We start from the raw sequence: 23,872 nt of genomic DNA on the forward strand, positions 1-23,872 counted from the left end.
CGAAGCAGCTTTTTTATGGGCTCAAATTCGCTAGATTATAGCTTGTCAGAGTTATCTTTTAAGTATGCAGCAACACCTTCAGTGCTAGCCGTCATGCCTTTCTCACCTTTTGACCAGCCAGCTGGACAAACTTCACCGTGCTCTTCATGGAACTGAAGTGCGTCAATCATACGGATCATTTCGTCAACGTTACGCCCTAGTGGTAAATCGTTAACCACCTGGTGACGAACTTGACCTTCTTTGTCTACTAAGAAAGAACCACGGAAAGCCACACCCGCTTCTGGATGCTCTACGTCATATGCTTTACAAATCTCGTGTTTAACATCAGCAACTAAAGTGTACTTAACTTGGCCAATACCACCTTTGTCTACTGGAGTGTTACGCCATGCGTTATGAGTAAACTGTGAATCAATAGAAACACCAATCACTTCAACACCACGTTTAGTGAACTCTTCCATACGGTGATCAAAAGCAATTAGCTCTGATGGGCATACAAAAGTGAAATCTAGTGGATAGAAGAAAATAACTGCAGGCTTACCTTTAATTGCGGTAGCAAGGTTAAATGTGTCAACAATTTCACCAGAACCAAGAACGGCTGCTGCTGTAAAATCTGGGGCTGGACGGCCTACTAATACGCTCATTATCTATCTCCATTTAATGGCTAAAACACTCAACAACGGTATACGCTTATCACAAAATGGTGACCCATCAAGCAAATACTCAACCGTTGGGACTTATATCAGCTGTATACCATACATCTAATTTAACTGACTTATAAGTCATTTCAAACGAAAATTGGTTTACCTGCTGAAAAATAAAACATGATGACCTACTTAATAATAAGTTTCCAATATTACAAAATGATTTGATGAGATGATTTAGCTAAACGTTATTCAACATGACATGCTAAACGATAAGCAATATTGATATAAAAACCTACATAAACAGCTAAAAAAACCGATATGAGCTGGACAAATAGACCATAGGCAGTCAAGAATAGCCGCCTCACTTATTTTTAAGAAAAATGATTATGAATGCGGTTGTCATCGCGGTTTGCTTAATGTTGTTTTTAAGCTTTATTCGAATTAACGTAGTGGTATCGTTAACCATTAGTGCTGTTGTGGCAGGTTTAGTCGGTGGATTAGATATTCATCAAACAATAGCCGCTTTTAATGACGGCCTAGGCGGCGGTGCTCAAATCGCATTAAGTTATGCATTGTTAGGTGCATTTGCAGCAGCCTTGTCACATTCTGGTCTAACGACGTTAATTTCTCACTCCATTATTAAAAAGCTCGGTAAAGAGCCTAATAGTGGTAATACTCAAGTGGTACGCTGGTTGTTATTGGTCACGATATTATTGATGGCCGTTTCATCACAAAACATTTTGCCTATTCACATCGCCTTTATCCCTATTCTTATTCCACCATTATTACATGTTATTTCTAAGCTACATATCGACCGTCGCCTTATCGCCTGTATTTTAACATTCGGCCTGGTCACCACTTACATGATCCTACCTATCGGTTTTGGCGGAATTTTTCTTAATGATATTCTATTGGCAAATTTAAACACCAATGGCTTAAATGCGATAGCCGAACAAATTCCTAAAGCGATGTTACTCCCAGCTATGGGCATGGTTGTTGGTTTACTCACTGCAATATTTATCAGTTACCGAAAACCCAGAGAATACATGATTGAACAGCCTGTGGTCAGTGATAGTATTTCTACTACCATCAGCCGGAAAAGTTTGTTCGTGTCGCTATCAGCCATCGTGGCGACCTTAATTGTTCAATTACAAACTGACTCGATGATTTTTGGCGCATTGAGTGGATTTATTATTTTCCGTTTTTCTGGGATTATTAAACACGAAGTCAGCAAAGACTTGTTTAATCAAGGCGTACACATGATGGCCAATATTGGCTTTATTATGATTGCAGCAGCAGGCTTTGCAGCAGTAGTGAAGTCAACTGGCGAAGTTGGCACACTGGTAACCTCTTTAGGCGATATTATTGGTGACAACAAAGCCTTAGCGGCACTATTGATGTTGATTGTCGGGTTATTGATCACCATGGGCATAGGATCTTCTTTTTCAACTATTCCAATTATCGCGACCATTTATGTACCGTTAGCACTCAGCTTTGGTTTTTCAGTTGCGGCTACTATTGCTCTCGTCGGCACAGCAGCTGCGCTTGGTGATGCGGGGTCACCAGCATCAGACTCTACGTTGGGTCCCACAGCAGGCCTAAACGCAGATGGGCAGCATGACCATATTCGTGACAGTGTGATCCCAACATTTGTTCACTACAACATCCCATTACTTATTTTTGGTTGGATTGCGGCAATGGTGTTGTAGTACAACACAATAAAAAAGGGAGCCTAAAGGCTCCCTTTTTTATGTCTTTTTATTCGGGAAATGAATTACTTAGTACCGAATATCTTATCACCAGCATCACCTAAACCAGGTAAAATATAACCTTGTTCGTTTAAACAATCATCAATTGATGCGGTATAAAGTTCAATATCAGGATGCGCGAGTTCAAGGGCTTTAATGCCTTCAGGTGCTGCAACCAACACCAAGGCTTTAATTGAAGTACAACCACGTTTCTTCAGCAAGTCGATAGTCGCGATCATTGAACCACCAGTGGCTAACATAGGGTCAACAACTAATGCGATGCGTTCTTCAACATTACTGACGATTTTTTCAAAATAAGGCACAGGCTGTAATGTTTCTTCATCACGATAAATACCGACGACAGAAATACGCGCACTAGGCAGATGCTCAAGAACACCATCCATCATGCCTAAACCAGCACGTAAAATAGGCACTACAGTGACTTTTTTACCTTTAAGTTGCTCAATAGTAACTGGACCATTCCAACCTTCAATGGTCACTGTTTCCGTTTCAAAATCAGCAGTAGCTTCGTAGGTTAATAAACTGCCAACTTCTGTGGCAAGTTCACGAAATCGTTTGGTGCTGATATCCGCTTCACGCATCAAACCCACTTTATGACGTACCAGAGGATGCTTTACTTCAACGACTTTCATTTATTTCTCCTAGATTTCTGACTATTTTAGGCAAATTTGATAAATGTTAGTCGATTTATCCTCTGTATAAAACATAAAGTTTCAAAATTGCAGCAAATCGTGACCTAAACCAATAAAAAATAGGCAATTCATCGTTTTCTTTATAGGATAAAGTAAAAACATGGCTTTCGACTAGACTCACAAACTGGTAATATATGGCCGCATAAAATCCCATAAAACGATGTACCCTAGAGGATCCTCCGTGAGCACTCCTACCCCCCTAAGTTACAAAGACGCTGGTGTTGATATCGACGCAGGTAATGCGTTAGTAAACAACATAAAATCTGCGGTAAAACGCACTCGCCGTCCAGAGGTTATGGGCAATTTAGGTGGTTTTGGCGCACTATGCGAATTACCGACTAAATACAAACACCCAGTACTCGTTTCTGGCACTGATGGTGTTGGTACCAAATTAAGATTAGCCATTGATTACAAAAAGCATGACACCGTCGGTATTGATTTAGTTGCCATGTGTGTCAATGATCTGATTGTTTCAGGTGCAGAACCGCTTTTCTTCCTCGATTATTATGCTACAGGTAAGCTTGACGTTGAAACGGCAACCTCGGTTGTTAGTGGTATCGCTGAAGGTTGTGTTCAATCTGGTTGTGCTTTAATCGGTGGCGAAACGGCTGAGATGCCAGGCATGTACGAAGGTGAAGATTACGATCTAGCCGGATTTTGTGTCGGTGTTGTTGAAAAAGCAGACATCATAGATGGTACAAAAGTAAAAGCAGGTGACTCGCTTATTGCTCTGGGTTCAAGTGGTCCTCATTCAAATGGTTACTCGTTAATCCGTAAGGTATTAGAAGTCAGCAAAGCGGACCCTCAGCAAGATCTTGCTGGTAAGCCGTTAATTGATCATTTACTCGAGCCGACAAAAATCTATGTTAAGCCATTATTGAAATTGATTGAACAATCAGACATTCATGCAATGGCACATATTACTGGTGGTGGATTCTGGGAAAATATCCCACGAGTCCTTCCTGATAATTGTAAAGCGGTCGTAAAGGGTGACTCTTGGAAATGGCCAGTGGTATTCGATTGGTTAATGACAAATGGTAATATTAGCCAACATGAAATGTTTCTAACATTTAACTGTGGTGTCGGTATGGTGATTGCTCTGCCGTCAGACAAGGTTGACGCCGCATTAGCTTTCTTAACCGCTGAAGGCGAAAATGCGTGGTTAATAGGTGAGATTGCAACGCGTCAAGGCGACGAAGAGCAAGTGGAGATCATCTAATGAACCAAAGCTGTCGTGTTGTGGTGCTGATTTCCGGTAATGGCAGTAATCTTCAAGCTATCATTGATGGTTGTGACGATAACTTAAAAGCTAACATTGTGGGTGTTATCAGTAACAAGCCGGATGCTTATGGATTAATACGCGCCCATCAAAGCGAAATTGATACCAGTTGCGTGATTCCTTACACCAATGAAATCCGCAGTGATTATGATGCGCGTTTATTAAAGGCAATTGAAAAGTATCAGCCAGATCTGATCGTTCTTGCCGGATTTATGCGTATTTTAACAGACGATTTTGTGAGTCATTTTATTGGTAAAATGATTAATGTCCATCCATCACTATTGCCTAAATACCCAGGATTACATACACATCAACGTGCTATTGATGCTGGTGATACTAAGCATGGTGCTAGTGTGCATTTTGTCATTCCAGAGCTTGATGCTGGGCCTGTAATATTACAAGCTAAAGTACCTATTTACTCTGAAGATGATGCTGAAATATTAGCTGAACGTGTTCACGAACAAGAACATGCGATTTATCCTCTAGTGGTAAAATGGTTCAGCTTAGATCGTTTGGCCATGATTGACGGTAAAGCTTATTTAGATGGAGAGCTAATCGGTCCATCTGGTTACGCACCAGACTAACATCGATAACTCAGTTGCTAAGCCTCTACGTTAAACACAAAAAACCTCGCTGATCAGCGAGGTTTTTTATGTAATAAGTACTATCGATATACAAACTAACGTAACGGTAATGTCATGTCGGCAAACATTTCGTCAATCAGTTGTTGATCACGAAGTGCGACGGCTTTTTCAACTACGTCACGAGTTAAGTGCGGTGCAAAATGTCGCATAAAGTCATACATGTAACTGCGTAAAAAACTGCCACGTCTAAAGCCGATTTTGGTTGTACTATGAGCAAAAAGATGGCTTGCATCAATCGCCACTAAATCGTTATCAACAGCCGGATCGATTGCCATAGATGCAATAACCCCTACCCCTAACCCTAAACGTACATATGTTTTCAGTACATCAGCACTGGTTGCACTAAACACCACTCGAGGATCAAGATCTGCACGCTTAAATGACTTTTCAATTTCAGAGGCTTTATCAAAACCAAACACATAAGTCACTAGCGGAAATGTGGCTAAATCTTCAATGCTAATTATTGTCGATTGAGTTGCAAGTGGATGGTCACGAGTAACAACAATTGATCGATTCCAATGATAACAAGGCAGCATAATTAAATCGGTATATAAGTGCATCGCTTCTGTAGCAATAGCAAAGTCTGCATCACCTCTAGCCGCTTGTTCACTAATTTGTGACGGCGTACCTTGATGCATATGCAGATTAACTTTCGGATATCGCTTAATGAACTCTTTAATAATTTGTGGCAGGGCATATCGAGCCTGAGTATCAGTGGTGGTAATATTTAAATCCCCCTGATTAGGCTGAGTATATTCTTCAGACACCTTTTTGATACTATCGACCTTACCAAGTATATCATTTGCAATATCAATAACTTGTTGCCCTGCAGGGGTCACATGGGTCAAGTGTTTACCACTTCGACCAAATATTTGAATACCTAATTCATCTTCTAGCATTCTAACTTGCTTACTAATGCCAGGTTGTGAGGTATAGAGGTTCTCAGCCGTTGATGACACATTTAGGTTGTGTTTAACAACCTCTGCAATATATCTAAGTTGTTGCAGTTTCATGGTTTTATCCTTGATTTAACCGGCATCCATCTGCAAAATATGCAAATAAGAACAAATCGGTCGTTGTTTTATATAACAAGAACAATCGTTCAACTATAATAAAACGTTATATGACAATTGAAATGTAATATAAATAGGAATAACGAGCAAGTAAAAAACACCTTCTATTTAATTGACTTAGCTTTTAGTAAACATCGAGACTCATCTGATTAATGATTTATCAACAAAACGACTTATTATTCAACGACAGCCGCGATAACATACGCTAAGATGTAGAATCATTTTGATGAAATTTTATTAGCACTATTTATTCCAGCTTCAAACTTACTTTTAGCCACCGCTGTTTGGCTATATTTACCATGTGATATGAAAGATAAAATGGAACCTTTATGTCCTTAATTTTGGTATTAATTCTTATTGGCGCACTATTACTGCTGATTATCGGCTTTAGTATTATCCAACAACAAAAAGAGCGCGCAGAAGCTGAGCGTCGAGTTGAAGTGTCTCGCCAACGCGCCATTATAGATGAAACTGATGCCGTCTTGTCGAATACCGGTATGACGCCATCATCTAGCCACATTATGTTAATCCTTTATCGCCGCATTCAAGATGCTTTAGAGCAATCTATTGTCAATGCATCTGGTCAATTAAAATCTGATTACGAACGCCGCCTAGCGGACATTAAAATGCAAATAGCCTCAGTGTCTAATTCGCCAAGCCAGATCCCAGCAATTGAGAATTTTCGTTTACCTGATAATGATAGACAGATTTTAGAATTAGTAAAAACCCTTAAAAAACTTAAAGCGATTTTACGCGCCGAACATAATAAGGGAAAAGTGGATCCGTCTATTTTTGCAGAAGAAGAAATGCGTATCGACAATCTGCAATTAAGGATCAATGTTGACTCTATGATCAGCAGAGCTCGTGCTGCTTGTTTTATGAAACAGTATGGTTCCAGTAAACAAATGGTCACTAAAGCCTTAAACACATTACACACGATTAAAGCACAAACACCGAATGATCCTTTTATTGCCCGTAAAGTCGATGAAGCCAAACTGCTACTCGATGAAATAATGGGCGCTCAAAAGGGTAGCGAGCCTAGTGTTCCAAAAGCAAAAAGTGAAGGTGATGATCTTGATATGCTGTTTCAGCCGAAAAAGAAATGGTAACCATCTTTCTGCTGTTACTATAAAAAGCCTCATAATGAGGCTTTTTTTGTGTAAAAAGAGTTTGAAATGAAGTCTGCGCTATTTTTTAACCACACACAAAAAGCACTGTAATACAGTGAGTTATGATTACAATTCACAGTCGTCAACAATGTTGTCCACAGATTTTGTGGATAACATTTTAGCAATGAGTCATGACTCTATTATTAAGCAATGATAATTTGCTATATTCACGGTATCGCTACTTGAATACTGCCTTGTGCCACTAACTATATAAGTTAATTTATGACATGCCTTTTTGATATCGTCAAGCAATAACGATTAGTAACATCCTTTTAGGCGTTAAACCAAACAAATAATAACTTATCAAAACATTTATCATAACCATCAATATTTTACAAAAAATAGCCACAGAAAACCTAGATTACCGTTATTGATAACCCGTTATTGATGACTGCATTATTTAAAATGCACCATTCCTTGTAAGCCACGGCATAAATCTAGATACTAGTTAAAAATAATAATATCAGCTGTAGAAAAATCTTATGTTAAAAATGACTTTTATTAAAACCATATCTTTATTCCTATTACTTATTCTTAGTGCATGTGGTCAATCAGATAATCTGGGGCAGCCGCAACTCACTCCTGAACAAGTTTCCTTGGGCTTCTTCGAAGCGATTTATGTCGACCGTGATGTTGAGAAAGCCAAAAAATTTGTCGCAGCTGATATTCAAGATGTCATGGATCATTACCATATTGCATCAGCGGTACAACGACACGTATTAGGCTTATCCATGAAGCAAGTGACTATGTCTATCGATGAAATTGATATCGACTTTTTCCGTAAATTTACCGACGACGTTACCGTCATCGTAAAAATGCAGGGATTAAAAGGCGGCAGAGAATGGATTGATGATCGTACTATCCGTCTGCATAAAATAGGTAATACCTGGATTATTGTTGAAATATTACAAGAAAAAGGTCGTATTGAAGGTTAGTGCAGGATAAGACCAAGCAGCCAGTCACCACGACTTGATTCTCGTGTGAAATATTAACCACAACACTTATTATTTTTATACCATAAAACACTATTTCATGTAGATTGAGTCATATTAATAAAAAATTGATTAATCAGAGCCCATAAAAATAGCAGCCTAAGCTGCTATTTTTATTTTCGGTGTTGGAGTATTTAATGCGTCGACTCTATGGCCATTACATCAATATGCTCGTTCAATCGTCTTATTCTTCGTCAGAAGGTAAAGACTCTAACACGTCATCTTTAACTTGATAGTAAGCGTTTTCGTATTCATGAACTTCCATAATAACTCCAATCTTTTAGGTCATTTGTAGGTGTAGGCCTGTCTTTTTATATACAACAACCCGATGTTGAATACTTAATACTGACGACATCGCATCGATGCTGGGGGGATGACATTTGCCTTACAGAGAGAAGAGTAGCAATCACATTCTTCTTGTTGGTATTATATCAATAGTCAGATCACAATCAAACCTCAATTACGAAAAACTTTCAGTTTTGTAGGCTTTTTTATTCTAAATAACACGAAAAACAGAGTTTTCAGCAGGAAAAAATGAAAGTCTTTCATTTCTGCATAAAAAAGCCGATGCATAGCATCGGCTTTTTTATTATCTTCAGCAGTTATACTTGGCTGATATGATTCAATACACGTTTTTCTGAAATAGGATAAGCGGTACCTAACACTTGGGCAAAACATGATACCCGATACTCTTCTATCATCCAGCGTGCTTCAATCAACACTTCTGGTATTGCTTGTGAACGAGGAACTTTGGCTAATTGAGCCGATAGCGTCTGTTGAACTTTAGCAATGCTGTGCATATGCAATCGATCGCGTGTTGGGTCAACAGGCAGCTTCTCTAGCCTATTTTCAATGGCTTTTAAATAACGGGCCACATCCGTTAAGCGTTGCCAGCCACAGTCTTCAACAAAACCTTTATAAACCAAACTATCAAGTTGCGTTTGAATATCACTCATTGCAAAGGCTATATCTAAGCTAATTTTGCCTTTTAAACGTTTTTTAATACGTTGATAAATCGTCAAAATTTGCTCTACATTTAATGCAATAAGCTCTGCAGTTGGATTAAGTTCTTGGCGAACCCAATCTTTTGCTTCCTCAAACTGCTGTGCGTTTCGGATGTCGAGTTGCTTTTGGTCTAATAACTGCTGTACCGCTGCATTAATAATATCTTCAATTAATATCTGCACTTGGCCAAATGGATTAAAATACATCGCAAGCTTAGCTTTATTAGGCAATGCTTGTTGTAGATGCTTCACTGGCGAAGGGATATTAATCAATAACAACCGTCGTAAGCCGACTCGATGATAACGCTTGGCTTCATGCTCATCATCAAATAACTTAATTGCCACATCGGTTTTATTATCAATCAAAGCAGGATACGCTTTAACTTCGTAGTTGCCTTTACGCTGTTGATATTGGGCCGGTAAATCACCAAATGACCACGTGGTTAACGCTTGTTGTTCAATACCTTTATCGGCGACTTTACGAATTGCTTTGGCGACAACACCTTGTAGCTGACCTTTTAACACTTCTAAATCACGGCCTTGAGCGACTAAACGACCTTGATCATCTTCTATCTTAAAGTTCATCTTAAGATGCTCTGTTATCTGTGTTAAATCAAAATCATCGGCAGTAATTCGCACTCCACTCATGCGCAGTAATTGCTTACACATCGACTCAAGCATTGATAACTCAAACGGTTTCATTGCTTGATAACATGCTCGAGCATAGTCTGGTGCAGGAACAAAATTACGTCGTAAGTTTTTTGGCAATGATTTGATCAGTGCAATAAGCTTATCTTCTCGTAAGCCAGGCACTAGCCAATCAAAATCGCTGTCGTCAATTTGGTTAATCAGTGCCACTGGAATATGCACTGACACGCCATCATCAGCACTAGCAGGTTCAAAATGATAACTCACGGTTAAGGCTAAATTACCTTTATGCCATATTTCAGGAAAATCGAGTGCCGAGATATGGTCAGCGCTGCGTTGCATTAATAAGGCTTGGCTATAATCGAGTAAGTCAGGTGTTTGTTGACGCGTCTTTTTCCACCAAGCAAAAAATAGCGGACCGTTATAAATACCGGCGGGAATCAATGGCTCATAAAAATCCACTAGCACTTGTTCATCGACTAAAATATCTCGACGACGAGACTTATGCTCTAGCGTTTCAATATCATTAAGTAACTGTTGATTATTGACAAAAAAGGCTTCTTTAGTTTGCAACTGCCCTTCCGCTAACGCGCTGCGAATGAATATATCTCGAGCTTCGACTGGGTCAATAGGGCCATATTGCACTCGACGGCGAGTGACAATCGTTAACCCATACAGAACCTGGTTTTCAAGGGCGATAACACTTGCCGCTTTTGCCTCAAAATGAGGTTCAAGATAATTCTTTTTCACTAAATGCGAGGCAAGCGATTCTAACCATTCAGGATCAATTTTGGCGCAACAACGGGCAAACAACCGTGAGGTTTCAGTTAACTCTGCGGCCATAATCCATTTGGGGCCTTTTTTGGCTAATGGCGACCCTGGAAATACAAAGAATTTACGGTTACGTGCACCAAGATACTCGTTATTTTCACCTTTAAAACCAACATGACTTAACAAGCCTGATAATAATGCTCTATGTAACTGTTCATAACTGGCTGCACTATCATTAATGCGCCATTTCAATTCATGTACAGCTTGCTTTACTTGAGTATACAAATCTTGCCATTCACGCACGCGTAAATACGCGAGATATTCATCACGGCATTGTTTTCTAAATTGACTAGCCGACAGCTCATGCTTTTGATCTTTAACGTGATCCCATAACTTAACCCAGCTGGCAAAATCAGAATCTTTATCAGCATAGCGACGATGACACTCGTCTGCAGCTTGTTTCTTATCTGCAGGGCGTTCACGCGGGTCTTGGATAGACAAGCCAGCGGTAATGACTAATGCTTCGTGTAAACAACCCAATTTATTGGCTTCAATAACCATTCTAGCTAAACGTGGATCAAGTGGGATTTTAGCTAAATCTTTACCTAATGGGGTTAGCACTAAGTCATCACCGGATTTTTTAACCGCTTGCAACTCCTCAAGCAATAAAAAACCATCACGAATGTGTTTTTGATCCGGAGGTTGAATAAACGGAAAACCGCCAATGTCGCCTAAACCAATCGCCAGCATATGTAAAATAACCGAGGCAAGGTTAGTACGTAAAATTTCAGGATCGGTGAATTCGGGGCGCTGAATAAAGTCCATTTCATCGTAAAGTCGAATACAAATACCAGGGCCTACACGACCACAACGTCCTTGACGTTGATTGGCACTGGCTTGGGAAATAGGCTCTATCGGTAAACGCTGCACTTTAGTACGGTAACTGTAACGGCTTATACGTGCGGTTCCGGGATCGATAACATAACGGATCCCAGGCACAGTTAATGAGGTTTCTGCCACGTTAGTCGCCAGTACAATACGTCTACCGATGTGGCTTTTAAATACTTTAGATTGTTCACCATACGAAAGACGCGCGTATAGCGGTAATACTTCAGTATCGCGATATTGTTGTTTATTAAGTAAATCCGCGGTATCACGAATTTCACGCTCACCGTTCATAAAAATTAATATGTCGCCAGGGCCTGCGGCCATCAACTCTTCAACCGCAGCAAAAATACCATCGCTGATATCTAAATCTTCATCGGTATCTCTCACTAAAGGGCGATAACGCGTTTCAACCTCAAAAGTACGCCCAGATACTTCAATAACCGGAGCATTATCGAAATGTTTTGAAAAACGGTCTACATCGATGGTTGCAGAAGTAATAATGACTTTTAAATCAGGACGTTTTTTTAATACTTGTTTCAAATAGCCTAAAATAAAATCAATGTTTAAACTACGCTCATGCGCCTCATCAATAATAATGGCATCGTACTGGTTTAAATATCTGTCCGAGGTAAGTTCTGCGAGTAAAATACCATCGGTCATCAGCTTAATGTAACTGTTGTCACTCATGGCATCAGCAAATCGAACTTTAAAGCCAACTACGTCACCTAATGGACTATTGAGTTCTTCTGCAATACGGTTTGCCACGCTGCGCGCTGCCAAACGACGGGGTTGCGTATGGCCAATGAGGCCACGAGTGCCTAAGCCTAGCTCCAGACATATTTTAGGTAACTGAGTGGTTTTACCCGACCCAGTCTCCCCTGCCACAATCACTACTTGGTTATTGGCAATGGCCGACGCAATATCGTTACGTTTTTGAGAAACAGGTAGCTCATCTGGGTAATGAATAACCGGTCTAGACTGTAAGCGCTGTTGCGCTTTTGCATAGGCTAGTTGCGCAGCTTCAGTTAACTGGGCTAACGTTTGGGATTTTTTTTCAGACTCGGCTTCTTTATTAACACGGTATAATCGCCGACGAATTTTAGCCGCATCGGTTTGATAACAAAGATTGAGATACGCCTTAGATAGCGGGTGAAGGTCCGAATTCAAATCTGATTCCCTTGCTTACATCAAAAAAAGCGATCCTAGCAAGGAAAACAGCAGAATGGTATTGATTTTAACGATTGTTAAGCTGGTGATAAGTAACACTGCTGCATATAAGTATTCATCGCCTTGAGTACGTTGGTCCGATTAATGGTACCAATGACTTTTCCTGCGCTCAATACTGGGTAAATCTTTGGTTTAGAACCTAACATCTGTTCGGCTAACGTCAATATACTTTCATCGGGCGTAACAGATAACACCGGACTTTTCATACAATCTTGTACTGTACTGGTCATATCACAATGGTAGCTACTCTTTAACATCACTGACAAGCAATCTTGTTGTGATAAGAAACCCACTAATTGACCGATACGGTCCACAACAGGTGCACCACTTTTGTTACTATCAAGTAGTTTTTCAACCGCTATAGCCAGTGACATATCGGCAGTTAATAGTATTGGACGCCTATCCATATGATCTTTTATTTTTATTGAATCCATATTGCCCCCTAATGGCACGCTAATCGACTGCGTGCTTAATAAACCTCGAGAATCAATTCAGCATAAATTAATATTCGAGTACTGACTTAGTTAAGTTAAGTTAAGTTAAGTTTAGTCAATAATGGCTCAGTGGATAGAAAATAAAACCGATTGTATTAATCGGTTGTTTTAAGTCATTTGCATTGATCGATTGTATTAACCAGCTTTAATGACTTAAGCCATTTCAGCGCAACAATACTTACTTGTCATGCCAGATCATGATAGTTGCAGCCTGGCCTTTACTGCGTGTGGCGCGATACATTCCTTCAGTATTAAATGGCGTAGCAATATTGCCACGTTGATCAATCGCAATCACTCCCCCCGTACCGCCTGCCGAGACTAAGCGTTGATTAATGACTTCATCGGCGGCTTGAATAATCGATAACTGTTGGTATTTCACTTTAGCGCATATGTCACCCGCCACTTGATAGCGAATAAAATACTCTCCATGACCTGTCGCTGATATAGCGCAAACACCATTTTCAGCATAGGTCCCGGCGCCAATAACAGGAGCATCACCAATACGACCAAAACGTTTTGCTGTCATACCTCCAGTTGATGTTCCAGCGGCAAGGTTACCTTGTTTATCAAGCGCCACAGCACCTACTGTGCCATATTTATAATTATCAGGTAACAGCTCTACTGACGCCTGATAATCACCACCATTCGCTCGCTCAGCCTCAATGATACTGGCTTTGGCATCAAGCAACTGTGCGTAACGAAGTGGCGTGTCAAAGTGGCTGTTAGCAACCAAGCTAAATTGTTGTGTTAATGCAAATTCCTCAGCGCCTTGACCATAAAGCATCACATGAGGAGATTTTTCCATCACCTTTCGCGCTAGATCAATTGGGTTTTTAATGTGTTTAACCCCGGCAACGGCACCTGCATTCATTGTGCTGCCGTCCATTACCGAAGCATCAAGCTCGTGGCCACCGTCAAAAGTATAAACCGCGCCAACGCCAGCATTAAACAACGGACTGTTTTCTAATATATTTATCGCTGCTTGCACTGCATCAAGGCTGTCTCCGCCTTTATTCAACACCTTATAGCCGGCATCAATTGCTTGCTTGAGTTTATCGCGAATAACTTTTTCTTGTTCGGGGCTTAAGCTAGCTGCAGAAATAGTGCCCGCGCCGCCATGGATCGCAATTGCAAAAGGCTTATCATCTTTAGCAAAAGAGGTATTTAACGTTAGGCTTAAACATAGCGCAATGGTGAAATATAATTTATTCATATTGTGAAAGTCCTTGAAAGTGGTTTATATTTGTAACCATTTCTGCTTGTAATTTCAATCATATCCTTGCGACTTTTATGCTTTGTAGCGACAATAGTCATCATAATCAATTACGGGAAAGTTAGCTTAACTTGTCGACAAAACGCCTTAAACTTAGTCAATTCATCTTATTTTCGTTGACCTTACTGATGTCAGGCTTCGTGCTGGCCGACAATAATTGGTTAACGATTAAGGTCTCCGGCGTTAGTAAAAAAATTGAAAAGAACATTTATGCTCATTTAGGCACATTGCCAGATAACGATGTTCAGCGCCGAGCATTTTTATTCACCGTCGACGATAATACCCATGATGCACTTGAATCCATGGGCTACTATCACGCTATTTTAGATATTGATGTTAAAGAGAAAGAGAATGGTCCTTGGGAGTTAACACTCGATATCACCCCAGGTGAACCTGTCATTATTCAATGGGTCGATATTAATTTTCAAGGGGAAATGCTTAAAGATGATACTTTTTCGCTATGGCTCAATAGCCTAAAAATCAAACCTGGTGATACCTTAAACCACGGGGTATATGATTCGATTAAATCGCAATTAGTTACGTTAGCACTGGCTAGAGGATATTTTGATGGCCAGTATACTACGTCAGAAATCAACATTAACCGCGACTTAAATACCGCGCAGATTAACCTAAAGTTTGATTCAGGTAAGCGCTATTTATTTGGCGATGTTAACTTTGAAGGCACAACGCTTAATGATGATATTGTTGAAGCCTTAATCCCATTTGATACCGATGCCCCTTACTCGACACAGTTATTAACAGCGTTTAATCGCAACTTATTAGACACGGGTTATTTTAGTAACATCAAAGTATTACCACAATTAGACAAGATTGATACTGGCTTGGTGCCGATTAAAGTTGAGTTAAGTCCACGTCCTAGTCATCTAATTGAAGTAGGTTTAGGTGCTGATATCGGCAATAGTACAGAAAATAGTGTCGATCCTCGTGTGCGAGTCACTTGGCGTACACCGCAAATAAACCGCTATGGTCATTATCAAGAAACCAGTGTCGAGTGGTCACCTGAACGGCCTAAAATTTTAACCACTTACACTATTCCGTTAACCCATCCTTTGGATGATCAACTGAAAATAAAATTAGGATTATTACGTGACACCTATGGCGTCACCCAAGATTATGATGCCGATAAACGTCAATTTAATAATACTGGGCAACTAGAATCTAAAAAGTACGTAGTCGGCTTAACGCGGCAACGTCGCTCTAAAAGTAATTGGTTACATGGCTATTCTCTTGAATCAGTTAGAGAGTTTTATACTCAACTCGATACAGATTACGACCCACGGTTTTATTTATTGGGTTACAACCTCACCAAAACAGTTCGCGGTGACAATACCTTAGATCCTAAATCTGGCTATCGTCAAACTTACAGTATTGAATATGCTGATCCATCCGCAGGATCCACCATTCGGCTTGCCCGTTTACAAGCCCGATTTAAATGGGTTGATACCTTATTCGATAAACATCGATTTGTTGCCCGCGTTGATCTAGGTGCCAATATTGCAGACGGAAACGATATTGCTAATATTCCACCCTCGTTACGTTATTTTGCCGGTGGAGACCAAAGTATACGCGGTTACAGTTACCAAGAATTAGGACCCTATATTGACTATACCAATAGCGAAGGCGGCTTATCTCGACAAGTTGTCGGCGGACGTTTTTTAGCGATTGGCAGCGTAGAATATCAATATTATCTTACTCCTACTTGGCGAGTGGCTACCTTTGTCGATGCGGGTAATGCATTTGATACACAACAGTTTGAACCCGTAGTATCTGTTGGCGGTGGTTTACACTGGATATCACCCATTGGCCCTATTCGCATGGACTTAGGTTTTGGCTTAAAAGAAACCGAGACTGTGGCTCGCTCATACCGTTTCCATTTAACTATGGGGACAGATTTATGATAGATAAACATACTGACAAAAGTACTGACCAAAACAATGACCTAAACACTCAGCCAGAGCCGTTAGTCGAGCCAAGTGATAAAAAAGCTAATTCATCGAGTAGTCTGCCTGCAAAGATTTGGCGAAATATCAAACTTTATACCCGAATACTCATCTATGTGCCTTTGGCAATATTAATGTTATTTGCCATTATTATAGGTACTCCATTTGGCAGTAAAATGGGGATAATACTAGTCAATCAATTTGTCAGTGATGTCGAGGTTGAATATGCTTCTGGTACCTTAAATGGCGACCTCACCTTGCACCATTTATCATGGTCAATGCCAGGGATCAGTGTTAATGCTGATGATTTAACCGTGGAGTGGGTACCAACCTGTCTGGTTAACCGACAACTTTGTGTGACAAATTTAGTTGCCTCTAGCATCAATGTGAATATTATTAGTAATAATATTCCAGCCACCGAAAAACCCAATGATACCGATATTCAAGACCCTTTTGCCGAACTAGAATTACCTATCGATATTAATCTCGGCCATGCAACATTGGCGCAGGTTAATGTTGCCGTCAATAACATGATATTTCATGCTGACAATTTGACCACGCAAGCCATCTGGAATAGCACCGGTCTTGTAGTTGAATCTCTAACAAGTCAGGGACTCATCGTTAATATTCCTGATGCACCAGCAACCAAGCCAATCAATGCTCAAGCAGATAGTAAGGCAATTAAGCAAACTGTTGACACTAAAATTGAGCCATGGCCACTGGCAAACTTGCCACAAGTGTTCATGCCCTTCCCTATCAATGTAAGGCAATTTAATGCCACAGAAAGTCAGTTAACTATCGGTGAACGTAGCGACCATTTTAGTCATATCGCATTATCTGCCAGTTTTCGTCAATTCCAACTTGGGATAACCCAATTAGACATTCAACATGATGATGGTAACGTAAGCATTATCGGTGATATTACTTTACACGACCATTATCCACTCACACTTAAACTGGTTGCAAATGTTGATAACCTGCCTGAGTTACCGGGACTTAAGCAGCAACAACTTCAACTTGATCTTACTCAAGATCTAAGCCAGTTGAAGGTCAATGCCATTGCTGAGGGTGATAGTCATTTTAAGCTTAGCGCTGAGGTCAATCTAACCACACCAATGCTTGACTACCAAGTAACACTAGTCGATGCCGATTTACAGTGGCCGCTAAATAATCCACTTTATACTAGCAACATTAGCCGTTTTATCAGCAAAGGAAATATTAAAGACCAGGTAGCCCAGTTTGAAGGGCAACTCACCACGCCTTACCATCCTACTTTAGCTGTAATTGCCGATGTTGTTAATCGTAAGCAAAAACTGACTATTAATAAACTCAATGTTCAGTCAATAGCAGGCAATGTCGACTTAACAGGGCAGCTGTCATACCAGGACAAATTAACATGGCAAGCCAATGTGCTAACCGACAATATCCAATTGCAGTACATTGATTATATTAATCAGCAAAATCCTATTAAAAGTAAATTTAGTGGCGATTTTATTAGCAGTGGCACCTTCAATGATAAGCAGTGGCAAGTGGCTATTCAACAGGCAAACTTAAGTGGCCGTTTAAATGGTTACCCATTGAATTTACAAGGTGATATTTCATTAAACCAAGATTTTGCTATTAACGCGACAAACCTTCAAGCAAGTGCTCTTGGAGCGCAGTTAATTGTCAATGGCCAGGCAGATAAAGTATGGGATATCGATGCCGAATTGAGTGTGCCTGATGTTAGTCAGTGGCTAAAAGGCGGCCGTGGAAATATTTTTGCTAAGGTTGATGTCACTGGCAATAGTGCTAACCCAATTGTGGATGTTAATGCACAAATCAATAAATTTAGTTACCAAGGTAGTAAACTTGACAGCCTCGATTTACGCGCCACTTATCGTCCTTATGCGCAACACGAATATCGGATAGAGCTACATAATAACAATCTCGTATGGGACAGCTATAAGCTGACAGATATCGCATTTATGAGTGAAGGCAATCAAAGCCAACAGCAAAGTAAACTCAATACCCAAGGTGATGTGGTCATCAATACTCAAATTAGCAGTAGCAGTAATCTTGATAAACAACAGTTTAATGCCATATTAACCGAGTTCAATATCAGTAATGCTCTTGGACAATGGCAACAAGATAAGCACATTACGGTTAGTTGGGACCAACTTAAACATAGAGGTAGCATCAGCCGCTTCTGCTTAGTTCACCCACACAATAAATTATGTTTGATCAATGATGTTAATTTGGGACATACCGGCCAAATCAATATGACGTTTACGGGTAACCCGGGTAAATCTTTAGCACCTATTTTATCTAACAAAATTATTTGGAGCGGCGAAGCGGCGTTAACCAGTCAAGTTAATTGGGCTAAAGGTAAAAAGCCTACAGCCAATGTTCAGTTCACGCTTTTACCAGGAAATATTAAGTTAACCCGAGCTAAAAACAACACCGTTAGCATTGACTACCAACAGTTGTTATTACAAGCATCGCTTGATGAAAAACAAATTAATAGTTCATTAAGTTTTGATTCGTCCGGTATCGCCAGTTGGCAGAGTCAAGTGAGTGTGAACATCACTCCCGATCGCACCTTGCAAGGTACTATCAATGTTAATGAACTCAACCTCGCTCCTTTTGGAGAATTTTTTCCAAGGTTAGAGACCTTAGAGGGTATGCTCTCTAGTCGATTAAGCTTATCAGGTACCCTTATGGACCCTAGCGTGTCGGGTAATATTAAGCTCAGTGACGCTGCATTTGCCTTATCAACTAACCCAACATTAATCGATAAGCTCTACTTATCATTAGCTCTAGAAGGCCAACAAGGGCTGCTCAATGGTCAATGGCATATGGGTGATGGTCAAGTCACCACTGAAGGTACTCTCGCTTGGCCACAAGGCAAGTTTAGTGGTGACATTGATATTAAAGGCAGTAACTTAGCAGTTATTCAACCACCTATGGCCATTTTGAATGTTTCACCAGATATTAATATGATCTTTGATGAGCAATTGTTTGCCATAAAGGGCAAAGTCAATGTGCCATCAGGACAAATAAAAATCACTCAATTAGCTGAAGGAGGCGTTGCGGTATCAAACGATGTGGTCTTTAACGATTCAGTGTCTGAACAAACAGTTAAAACCAGCCCTTATGCGGTGACCGCCGATCTGAATATTAGTGTGGGTAAAAATCTTACCATTGATGGTATGGGCCTTAAAGGTAAGCTCGAAGGTGATCTTGTATTACAGCAGCAAGCTTTTAAGCCACCAATGTTATTTGGCGATATTAAAGTCAACAAAGGAACCTATAAGTTTATGGGGCAAACCTTGAGTATTAATACCGGTGAAGTACAATTTATTGGTCCCACTGAGTTGCCAAACCTGAATATAGAAGCAACTAGAGAGATTAAAGAGAACAATATAACCGCCGGTGTTCGTGTCACTGGTACACCAATGCGCCCTGTTGTGACCTTATTCTCTAACCCAGCGAAAGAGCAGGCTGAGGTGCTCTCTTATATTTTAACGGGAAAAGGCTTTACCAGTACAACTAACCAACAAAGTAACTCACTAATGATGGGAGCCGCACTCAGCTTAGGTTCACAATTTGATGGCGGCGCAATGAATAGCATTGGCAGTACGGCAACAGGACTTATTGAAAAATTTGGCTTTTCCAACGTACAACTTGATACCAACGATGACGGTAAAGTGGCCGTGAGTGGTTATATTGGTGATGACCTAATGGTTAAATATGGCGTGGGTGTATTTAATCCCGGTTATGAAATGACTGTGAGATATTATTTATTTTCACAATTATACTTAGAAAGTGTATCTAGCACCTTAAGCCAATCATTGGATATCTATTATAGCTTCGAAATCGATTAGCGTTTAGCGTTTAGCGTTATTATAAAATTTAGTTATGAAATTTAGTTATGAAATTTAGTTATAAAAAAAGCGCCCTTAGGCGCTTTTTTCAAATCAGCAATTAAACAAACATGAAGTCAATGTGTTCAACTAACTGCTTGAATGCGTGACGTTGGATAGCTTTCACACGAACTTTAATCTCTTTACCTTCAACAGCGATAGTTAAATCGGTTGTATAAAAGTTATCATTTAACTGGATGTTAATGATGTCTTTGTGTTCAAACTTGATTGATACAGGCTCTTTACCTGGACCATAAATTACTGCAGGAACTTTACCGGCATGGCGTAGGCGGCGGCTCGAACCTTTCCCGATTTCTGTGCGGGTTTCTGCGTTGATTGTGTAAGACATAAGTCACTCACTTAATAATTAATAAAGTATGAAGGCGCCATCATTTTCGACCAACGATGACTCAAATAAAGCGCGCGGATGTTACCACAGCTATTGCCAGCCCACAAGCAGATATACAAACCCTATTCAATATGTGATCTTCAGCGGGAGTTCAAAGTGCTGTAGCCAAGGCAGATAATTGAAACGAATGGTCATACTCGGTAACCAGCTCCTGCGTTACATCTACCTCCAGCATCTAACGAAGAATAAAGGACATTGAAATCCGCTAAAGTGGAATCTCTCAGGTATTCCACTTTTGTGTTGCATCGATTTAAAAGGGCACAGCTATTGCTACACCAATGCGCCTTGAATTAAAAAATCTAAGAAACGCTGAACTGACTAGGGCCTGTTGATCTTTCAAGGTTATTTTTGCAGCGAATTGTTGGCCATTTGTACAAGGCAGAGACTTTGAGGTGTAGTTATTCTACATAAAAAGTCGATAACACAGTAAAAATGGCCAACAAACGCTGCCCGAAGGGTTCGGCTAAAAACGTTTTACTCTTTGTTGAATGCATTTTGCTTAGATGACTAGGCATCAATCCATTCGCCTTGATTAAAACGTTTTTAACTCGAACAAAATTCAACCAGCAAAGATCAACAGGCCCTAGATACTTAATGAGATTGATATTATTAACCCCAACGCCTTACAGGGCCACAATCGATATGTACAAAACCATCTCGAGGATAAAATCCTACACCGCCCAATTTAAGCGACTCAGCAGCATCACGTAAGTGTTTAGTTTTCACGCCTGGTAAAGCAATATCCATTGCCATCCCTTTCATATGATAACTTTTCTTAGCAACACCATTACTGCGAGAAGCGAGCATTTGATTTGTTTTGGGTGAACGATAAGCAGAGATAACATGGATTTCATCTTGATTATCTAATGTAACCTGGAGTTTATACAAATATTCAAATAATCTTTTATCAATCGGCGCAGCTAAGTTCTGCCGATGATCACGTAATACTTGATTAAATTCAGTTAATATACTCGGTTGATATTGGCCATCAACCCAAAAACTTCCCTGGCTTCTTTCACCAGTATGAAGGTTATAAAAACGTAAATCTTTAACACCAAAAGTTGAACGACTTGCTTGCGCGGTATTGGGTAACAGAGTTACCACTGCGGCACCGCTTAAGCCTAATAATAACTGCCGACGAGTTAGGCACTCTATTGTCATTTATATACCACTTTAATTATCTGATTTTCGATACTTATCGGCTCTAAAAGCACGATTTCATCTTCACAACGCTTTTTCTCGCATTGTTGCTTTTTTGCCCAGCAAGCAAATAAATTAACCATTAATTCTCATAAATGCAAGCCTGGTAATCTTGAGTTAGCGAATAAACATGCTCAGCTGTATGAGAGAGTGATATAGCTCAAGCGCTTAGAGGCGAAATAAACTGTCATTAACTTTGCTTCATTAATTAATAGTTATTGTACAGTGCCTATATTACTGACTTTATGGCTTAATAAACCCACCGGCTCTAGGGGGGCTAACTGATAAATATCATCTCGATACTGAGCTACATGTTGCTCATCAACCCAAGCTCGCCAATAAACCATATGCACAGGTAAAGATGACGATAATGAGAACCATTGAGTTTGAGTGTAATTAGACTGCAAACGACTCCAAGAACGCTTATCAATTACTAAGTTTTTTGCGAACCAATCTGCCAACTGTTGTACTTTTTCAATTCGAACACAACCAGATGATAAATCTCTTGCTGATTTCAAAAATAACGATCTACTGGGGGTATCATGTAAATAGATGCTTTGATCATTATTAAAATGAAATTTATATCGGCCTAAAGCATTATCACTTCCGGGGCGCTGTACCACTCGATAAGGAAAGCGCCCTAATGCGGCTTGTTGCCATTGTTCGGGGGTTTTATCAATACGATGACCTTCGTAATCAAACACATCAAAATGTCTATCTGCAAAGTAATGACCATTGTGTTTAATTTGCGGCAAAATATCTTGGCGTAATAACTGTCGAGGGACCGTCCAAGTCGGGTTGATGATTATATTCGAAATTTGTCCCGTCATCACCGGAGTCTGCCGATACGATTTACCCACAATCACTTTAGATGACAACACCACTTGATTATCATCCACTAATACCATTTGAAAGGCCGGAATATTAATCAACAAGTAAGGTTGAGGTAATTGACTTAAATAAGTGGTTTTTTCAACAAAGCTTTTTGCTAATAGCACGGCGCGTTGTTGCGGCGTTTGATTTAACCAAAATAAAGTTTTAGGGCCAATAACAGCATCAGCCTTTAATCCATGTCGAGACTGAAAGCGTTTAACGCTTTGTTCTAATTCCGGCAGATAAATGATTTCATCAGCAAGGTACTCGTTCGCATCACCCAATAGCCACAAACGTTGATTAATTTGCTTAATACTTGGATGGCTATCTCCTGGGCGCAACAGCCCCTCTGGAGTAATGGCTTGCCAATCTTGGGTTTGCGATAACCACATTAACTTACGTAGATAGTTTATTACGCCTAGGTAATCATCCACACTAGGTTCCAATGCAATATTTTTTTCTTGTAATGAAGCCATATGATCAATGGTATCAAATGCCAGCAGCACCTGTCTGGTATGCCAAAAATCGGCAACACTATACTGAATATAATCAATGTATTCTAATTGCTCTGCAACTGACTTAGTTTGTAGTATTGCTAAATATTGTGCACGCTGCGCCGTAGGTTCTGCCAAATATTGTAATTGCAGATGTTGAATCAAATTATCGAATTTATCTTGAGTGCTGGCCAATGACAATGGCGACAGACACAAAAGCACTATGCTCATTATGCTGGCTATTACAGACCGCTTTTGTTTATTGAACATACTACTCTCCATTGGCCCCACACATTGATATTGTCATGTTTTTCACCCAAGTGAAATGGATATAGCTATTATGACAAATAATAAATGTGTTTGAATGGCTGAAACAATTAAGCAACAAAATTGAATACCAAAGTGCTACCTTTTCGTATAAAAATCAATCATGAATATGAAAATTAACCACTTAACATTAATT

General features: G+C 40.0%; 16 protein-coding genes. 7 read left to right on the forward strand and 9 right to left on the reverse strand.

What is annotated here, in order from left to right:
* Nucleotides 1–35 precede the first annotated feature (35 nt).
* Complete coding sequence (locus tag EGC82_RS14025) at nt 36–641, reverse strand: peroxiredoxin (protein ID WP_011636928.1); 606 nt, start codon at nt 639–641, stop codon at nt 36–38.
* A 389-nt stretch (nt 642–1,030) separates the two neighbouring features.
* Between EGC82_RS14025 and EGC82_RS14030 the strand changes: the two genes are divergently transcribed.
* The gene (locus EGC82_RS14030) at nt 1,031–2,353 is read left to right on the forward strand and encodes a Na+/H+ antiporter family protein (RefSeq protein ID WP_124731311.1); all 1,323 of its coding nucleotides are present in this window, start codon (nt 1,031–1,033) and stop codon (nt 2,351–2,353) included.
* 65 nt (nt 2,354–2,418) lie between these two features.
* Here EGC82_RS14030 and upp read toward each other — a convergent pair whose 3' ends face one another.
* Entirely contained in the window at nt 2,419–3,045 is a 627-nt protein-coding gene (gene upp / locus EGC82_RS14035) for a uracil phosphoribosyltransferase (protein WP_124731312.1), read from the reverse strand.
* 241 nt (nt 3,046–3,286) lie between these two features.
* Here upp and purM point away from each other — a divergent pair, with 241 nt between their 5' ends.
* Together purM and purN are read left to right on the forward strand one after the other, a co-directional pair.
* Complete coding sequence (gene purM / locus EGC82_RS14040; protein ID WP_124731313.1) at nt 3,287–4,324, forward strand: phosphoribosylformylglycinamidine cyclo-ligase; 1,038 nt, start codon at nt 3,287–3,289, stop codon at nt 4,322–4,324.
* Complete coding sequence (gene purN, locus EGC82_RS14045) at nt 4,324–4,968, forward strand: phosphoribosylglycinamide formyltransferase (RefSeq protein ID WP_124731314.1); 645 nt, start codon at nt 4,324–4,326, stop codon at nt 4,966–4,968. The genes purM and purN overlap by 1 nt, the downstream gene beginning before the upstream one ends.
* Before the next feature lie 95 nt (nt 4,969–5,063).
* Here the strand turns inward: purN and cysB are convergent, their stop codons facing one another.
* The gene (cysB, locus tag EGC82_RS14050; RefSeq protein ID WP_124731315.1) at nt 5,064–6,041 is read right to left on the reverse strand and encodes an HTH-type transcriptional regulator CysB; all 978 of its coding nucleotides are present in this window, start codon (nt 6,039–6,041) and stop codon (nt 5,064–5,066) included.
* A gap of 389 nt (nt 6,042–6,430) precedes the next feature.
* On the opposite strand from cysB, the gene EGC82_RS14055 reads away from it, so the two are divergent.
* Complete coding sequence (locus EGC82_RS14055) at nt 6,431–7,210, forward strand: hypothetical protein (protein WP_124731316.1); 780 nt, start codon at nt 6,431–6,433, stop codon at nt 7,208–7,210.
* A gap of 560 nt (nt 7,211–7,770) precedes the next feature.
* Nucleotides 7,771–8,205 (forward strand): hypothetical protein, encoded by a 435-nt coding sequence (locus EGC82_RS14060; protein ID WP_415837565.1) that lies wholly within the window; start codon nt 7,771–7,773, stop codon nt 8,203–8,205.
* Between the two features lie 659 nt (nt 8,206–8,864).
* Here the strand turns inward: EGC82_RS14060 and hrpA are convergent.
* The 3 genes from hrpA to EGC82_RS14075 all read right to left on the reverse strand — a co-directional run bounded on the left by hrpA (nt 8,865) and on the right by EGC82_RS14075 (nt 14,507).
* On the reverse strand, nt 8,865–12,740 hold the full coding sequence (gene hrpA / locus EGC82_RS14065; protein WP_124731318.1) for an ATP-dependent RNA helicase HrpA: 3,876 nt from the start codon (nt 12,738–12,740) through the stop codon (nt 8,865–8,867).
* Nucleotides 12,741–12,817: 77 nt separating this feature from the next.
* On the reverse strand, nt 12,818–13,234 hold the full coding sequence (locus EGC82_RS14070; protein ID WP_124731319.1) for a CBS domain-containing protein: 417 nt from the start codon (nt 13,232–13,234) through the stop codon (nt 12,818–12,820).
* A 238-nt stretch (nt 13,235–13,472) separates the two neighbouring features.
* Nucleotides 13,473–14,507, reverse strand: a complete 1,035-nt coding sequence (locus EGC82_RS14075; protein WP_124731320.1) for an isoaspartyl peptidase/L-asparaginase family protein — start codon at nt 14,505–14,507, stop codon at nt 13,473–13,475.
* A gap of 188 nt (nt 14,508–14,695) precedes the next feature.
* Between EGC82_RS14075 and EGC82_RS14080 the strand changes: the two genes are divergently transcribed.
* Together EGC82_RS14080 and tamB are read left to right on the forward strand one after the other, a co-directional pair.
* Nucleotides 14,696–16,486, forward strand: a complete 1,791-nt coding sequence (locus EGC82_RS14080; RefSeq protein WP_124732659.1) for an autotransporter assembly complex protein TamA — start codon at nt 14,696–14,698, stop codon at nt 16,484–16,486.
* Entirely contained in the window at nt 16,483–20,394 is a 3,912-nt protein-coding gene (tamB, locus tag EGC82_RS14085) for an autotransporter assembly complex protein TamB (RefSeq protein WP_124731321.1), read from the forward strand. Before EGC82_RS14080 ends, tamB begins: the two co-directional genes overlap by 4 nt.
* 100 nt (nt 20,395–20,494) lie before the next feature.
* Here the strand turns inward: tamB and rplY are convergent, their stop codons facing one another.
* From rplY to EGC82_RS14105, 3 genes are all read right to left on the reverse strand, one after another.
* Nucleotides 20,495–20,782 (reverse strand): 50S ribosomal protein L25, encoded by a 288-nt coding sequence (rplY, locus tag EGC82_RS14090; protein ID WP_124731322.1) that lies wholly within the window; start codon nt 20,780–20,782, stop codon nt 20,495–20,497.
* 669 nt (nt 20,783–21,451) lie between these two features.
* Nucleotides 21,452–22,003, reverse strand: coding sequence for a peptidoglycan L,D-endopeptidase MepK (gene mepK, locus EGC82_RS14100; RefSeq protein ID WP_124731323.1), 552 nt, complete (start codon nt 22,001–22,003; stop codon nt 21,452–21,454).
* Nucleotides 22,004–22,257: 254 nt separating this feature from the next.
* Nucleotides 22,258–23,679, reverse strand: a complete 1,422-nt coding sequence (locus tag EGC82_RS14105; RefSeq protein ID WP_124731324.1) for a L,D-transpeptidase family protein — start codon at nt 23,677–23,679, stop codon at nt 22,258–22,260.
* Nucleotides 23,680–23,872 lie beyond the last annotated feature (193 nt).

It is taken from the genome of Shewanella livingstonensis (assembly GCF_003855395.1).
GTDB classification, from domain to species: Bacteria; Pseudomonadota; Gammaproteobacteria; order Enterobacterales; family Shewanellaceae; genus Shewanella; species Shewanella livingstonensis.

Coding starts and splice junctions, on each gene's coding strand:
- mepK (WP_124731323.1), bottom strand. CDS start 22,003: ATGACAATAGAGTGCCTAACTCGTCGGCAGTTATTATTAGGCTTAAGC.
- EGC82_RS14075 (WP_124731320.1), bottom strand. CDS start 14,507: ATGAATAAATTATATTTCACCATTGCGCTATGTTTAAGCCTAACGTTA.
- EGC82_RS14105 (WP_124731324.1), bottom strand. CDS start 23,679: ATGTTCAATAAACAAAAGCGGTCTGTAATAGCCAGCATAATGAGCATA.
- upp (WP_124731312.1), bottom strand. CDS start 3,045: ATGAAAGTCGTTGAAGTAAAGCATCCTCTGGTACGTCATAAAGTGGGT.
- EGC82_RS14055 (WP_124731316.1), top strand. CDS start 6,431: ATGTCCTTAATTTTGGTATTAATTCTTATTGGCGCACTATTACTGCTG.
- rplY (WP_124731322.1), bottom strand. CDS start 20,782: ATGTCTTACACAATCAACGCAGAAACCCGCACAGAAATCGGGAAAGGT.
- EGC82_RS14070 (WP_124731319.1), bottom strand. CDS start 13,234: ATGGATTCAATAAAAATAAAAGATCATATGGATAGGCGTCCAATACTA.
- EGC82_RS14080 (WP_124732659.1), top strand. CDS start 14,696: ATGTCAGGCTTCGTGCTGGCCGACAATAATTGGTTAACGATTAAGGTC.
- cysB (WP_124731315.1), bottom strand. CDS start 6,041: ATGAAACTGCAACAACTTAGATATATTGCAGAGGTTGTTAAACACAAC.
- tamB (WP_124731321.1), top strand. CDS start 16,483: ATGATAGATAAACATACTGACAAAAGTACTGACCAAAACAATGACCTA.
- purN (WP_124731314.1), top strand. CDS start 4,324: ATGAACCAAAGCTGTCGTGTTGTGGTGCTGATTTCCGGTAATGGCAGT.
- EGC82_RS14030 (WP_124731311.1), top strand. CDS start 1,031: ATGAATGCGGTTGTCATCGCGGTTTGCTTAATGTTGTTTTTAAGCTTT.
- EGC82_RS14025 (WP_011636928.1), bottom strand. CDS start 641: ATGAGCGTATTAGTAGGCCGTCCAGCCCCAGATTTTACAGCAGCAGCC.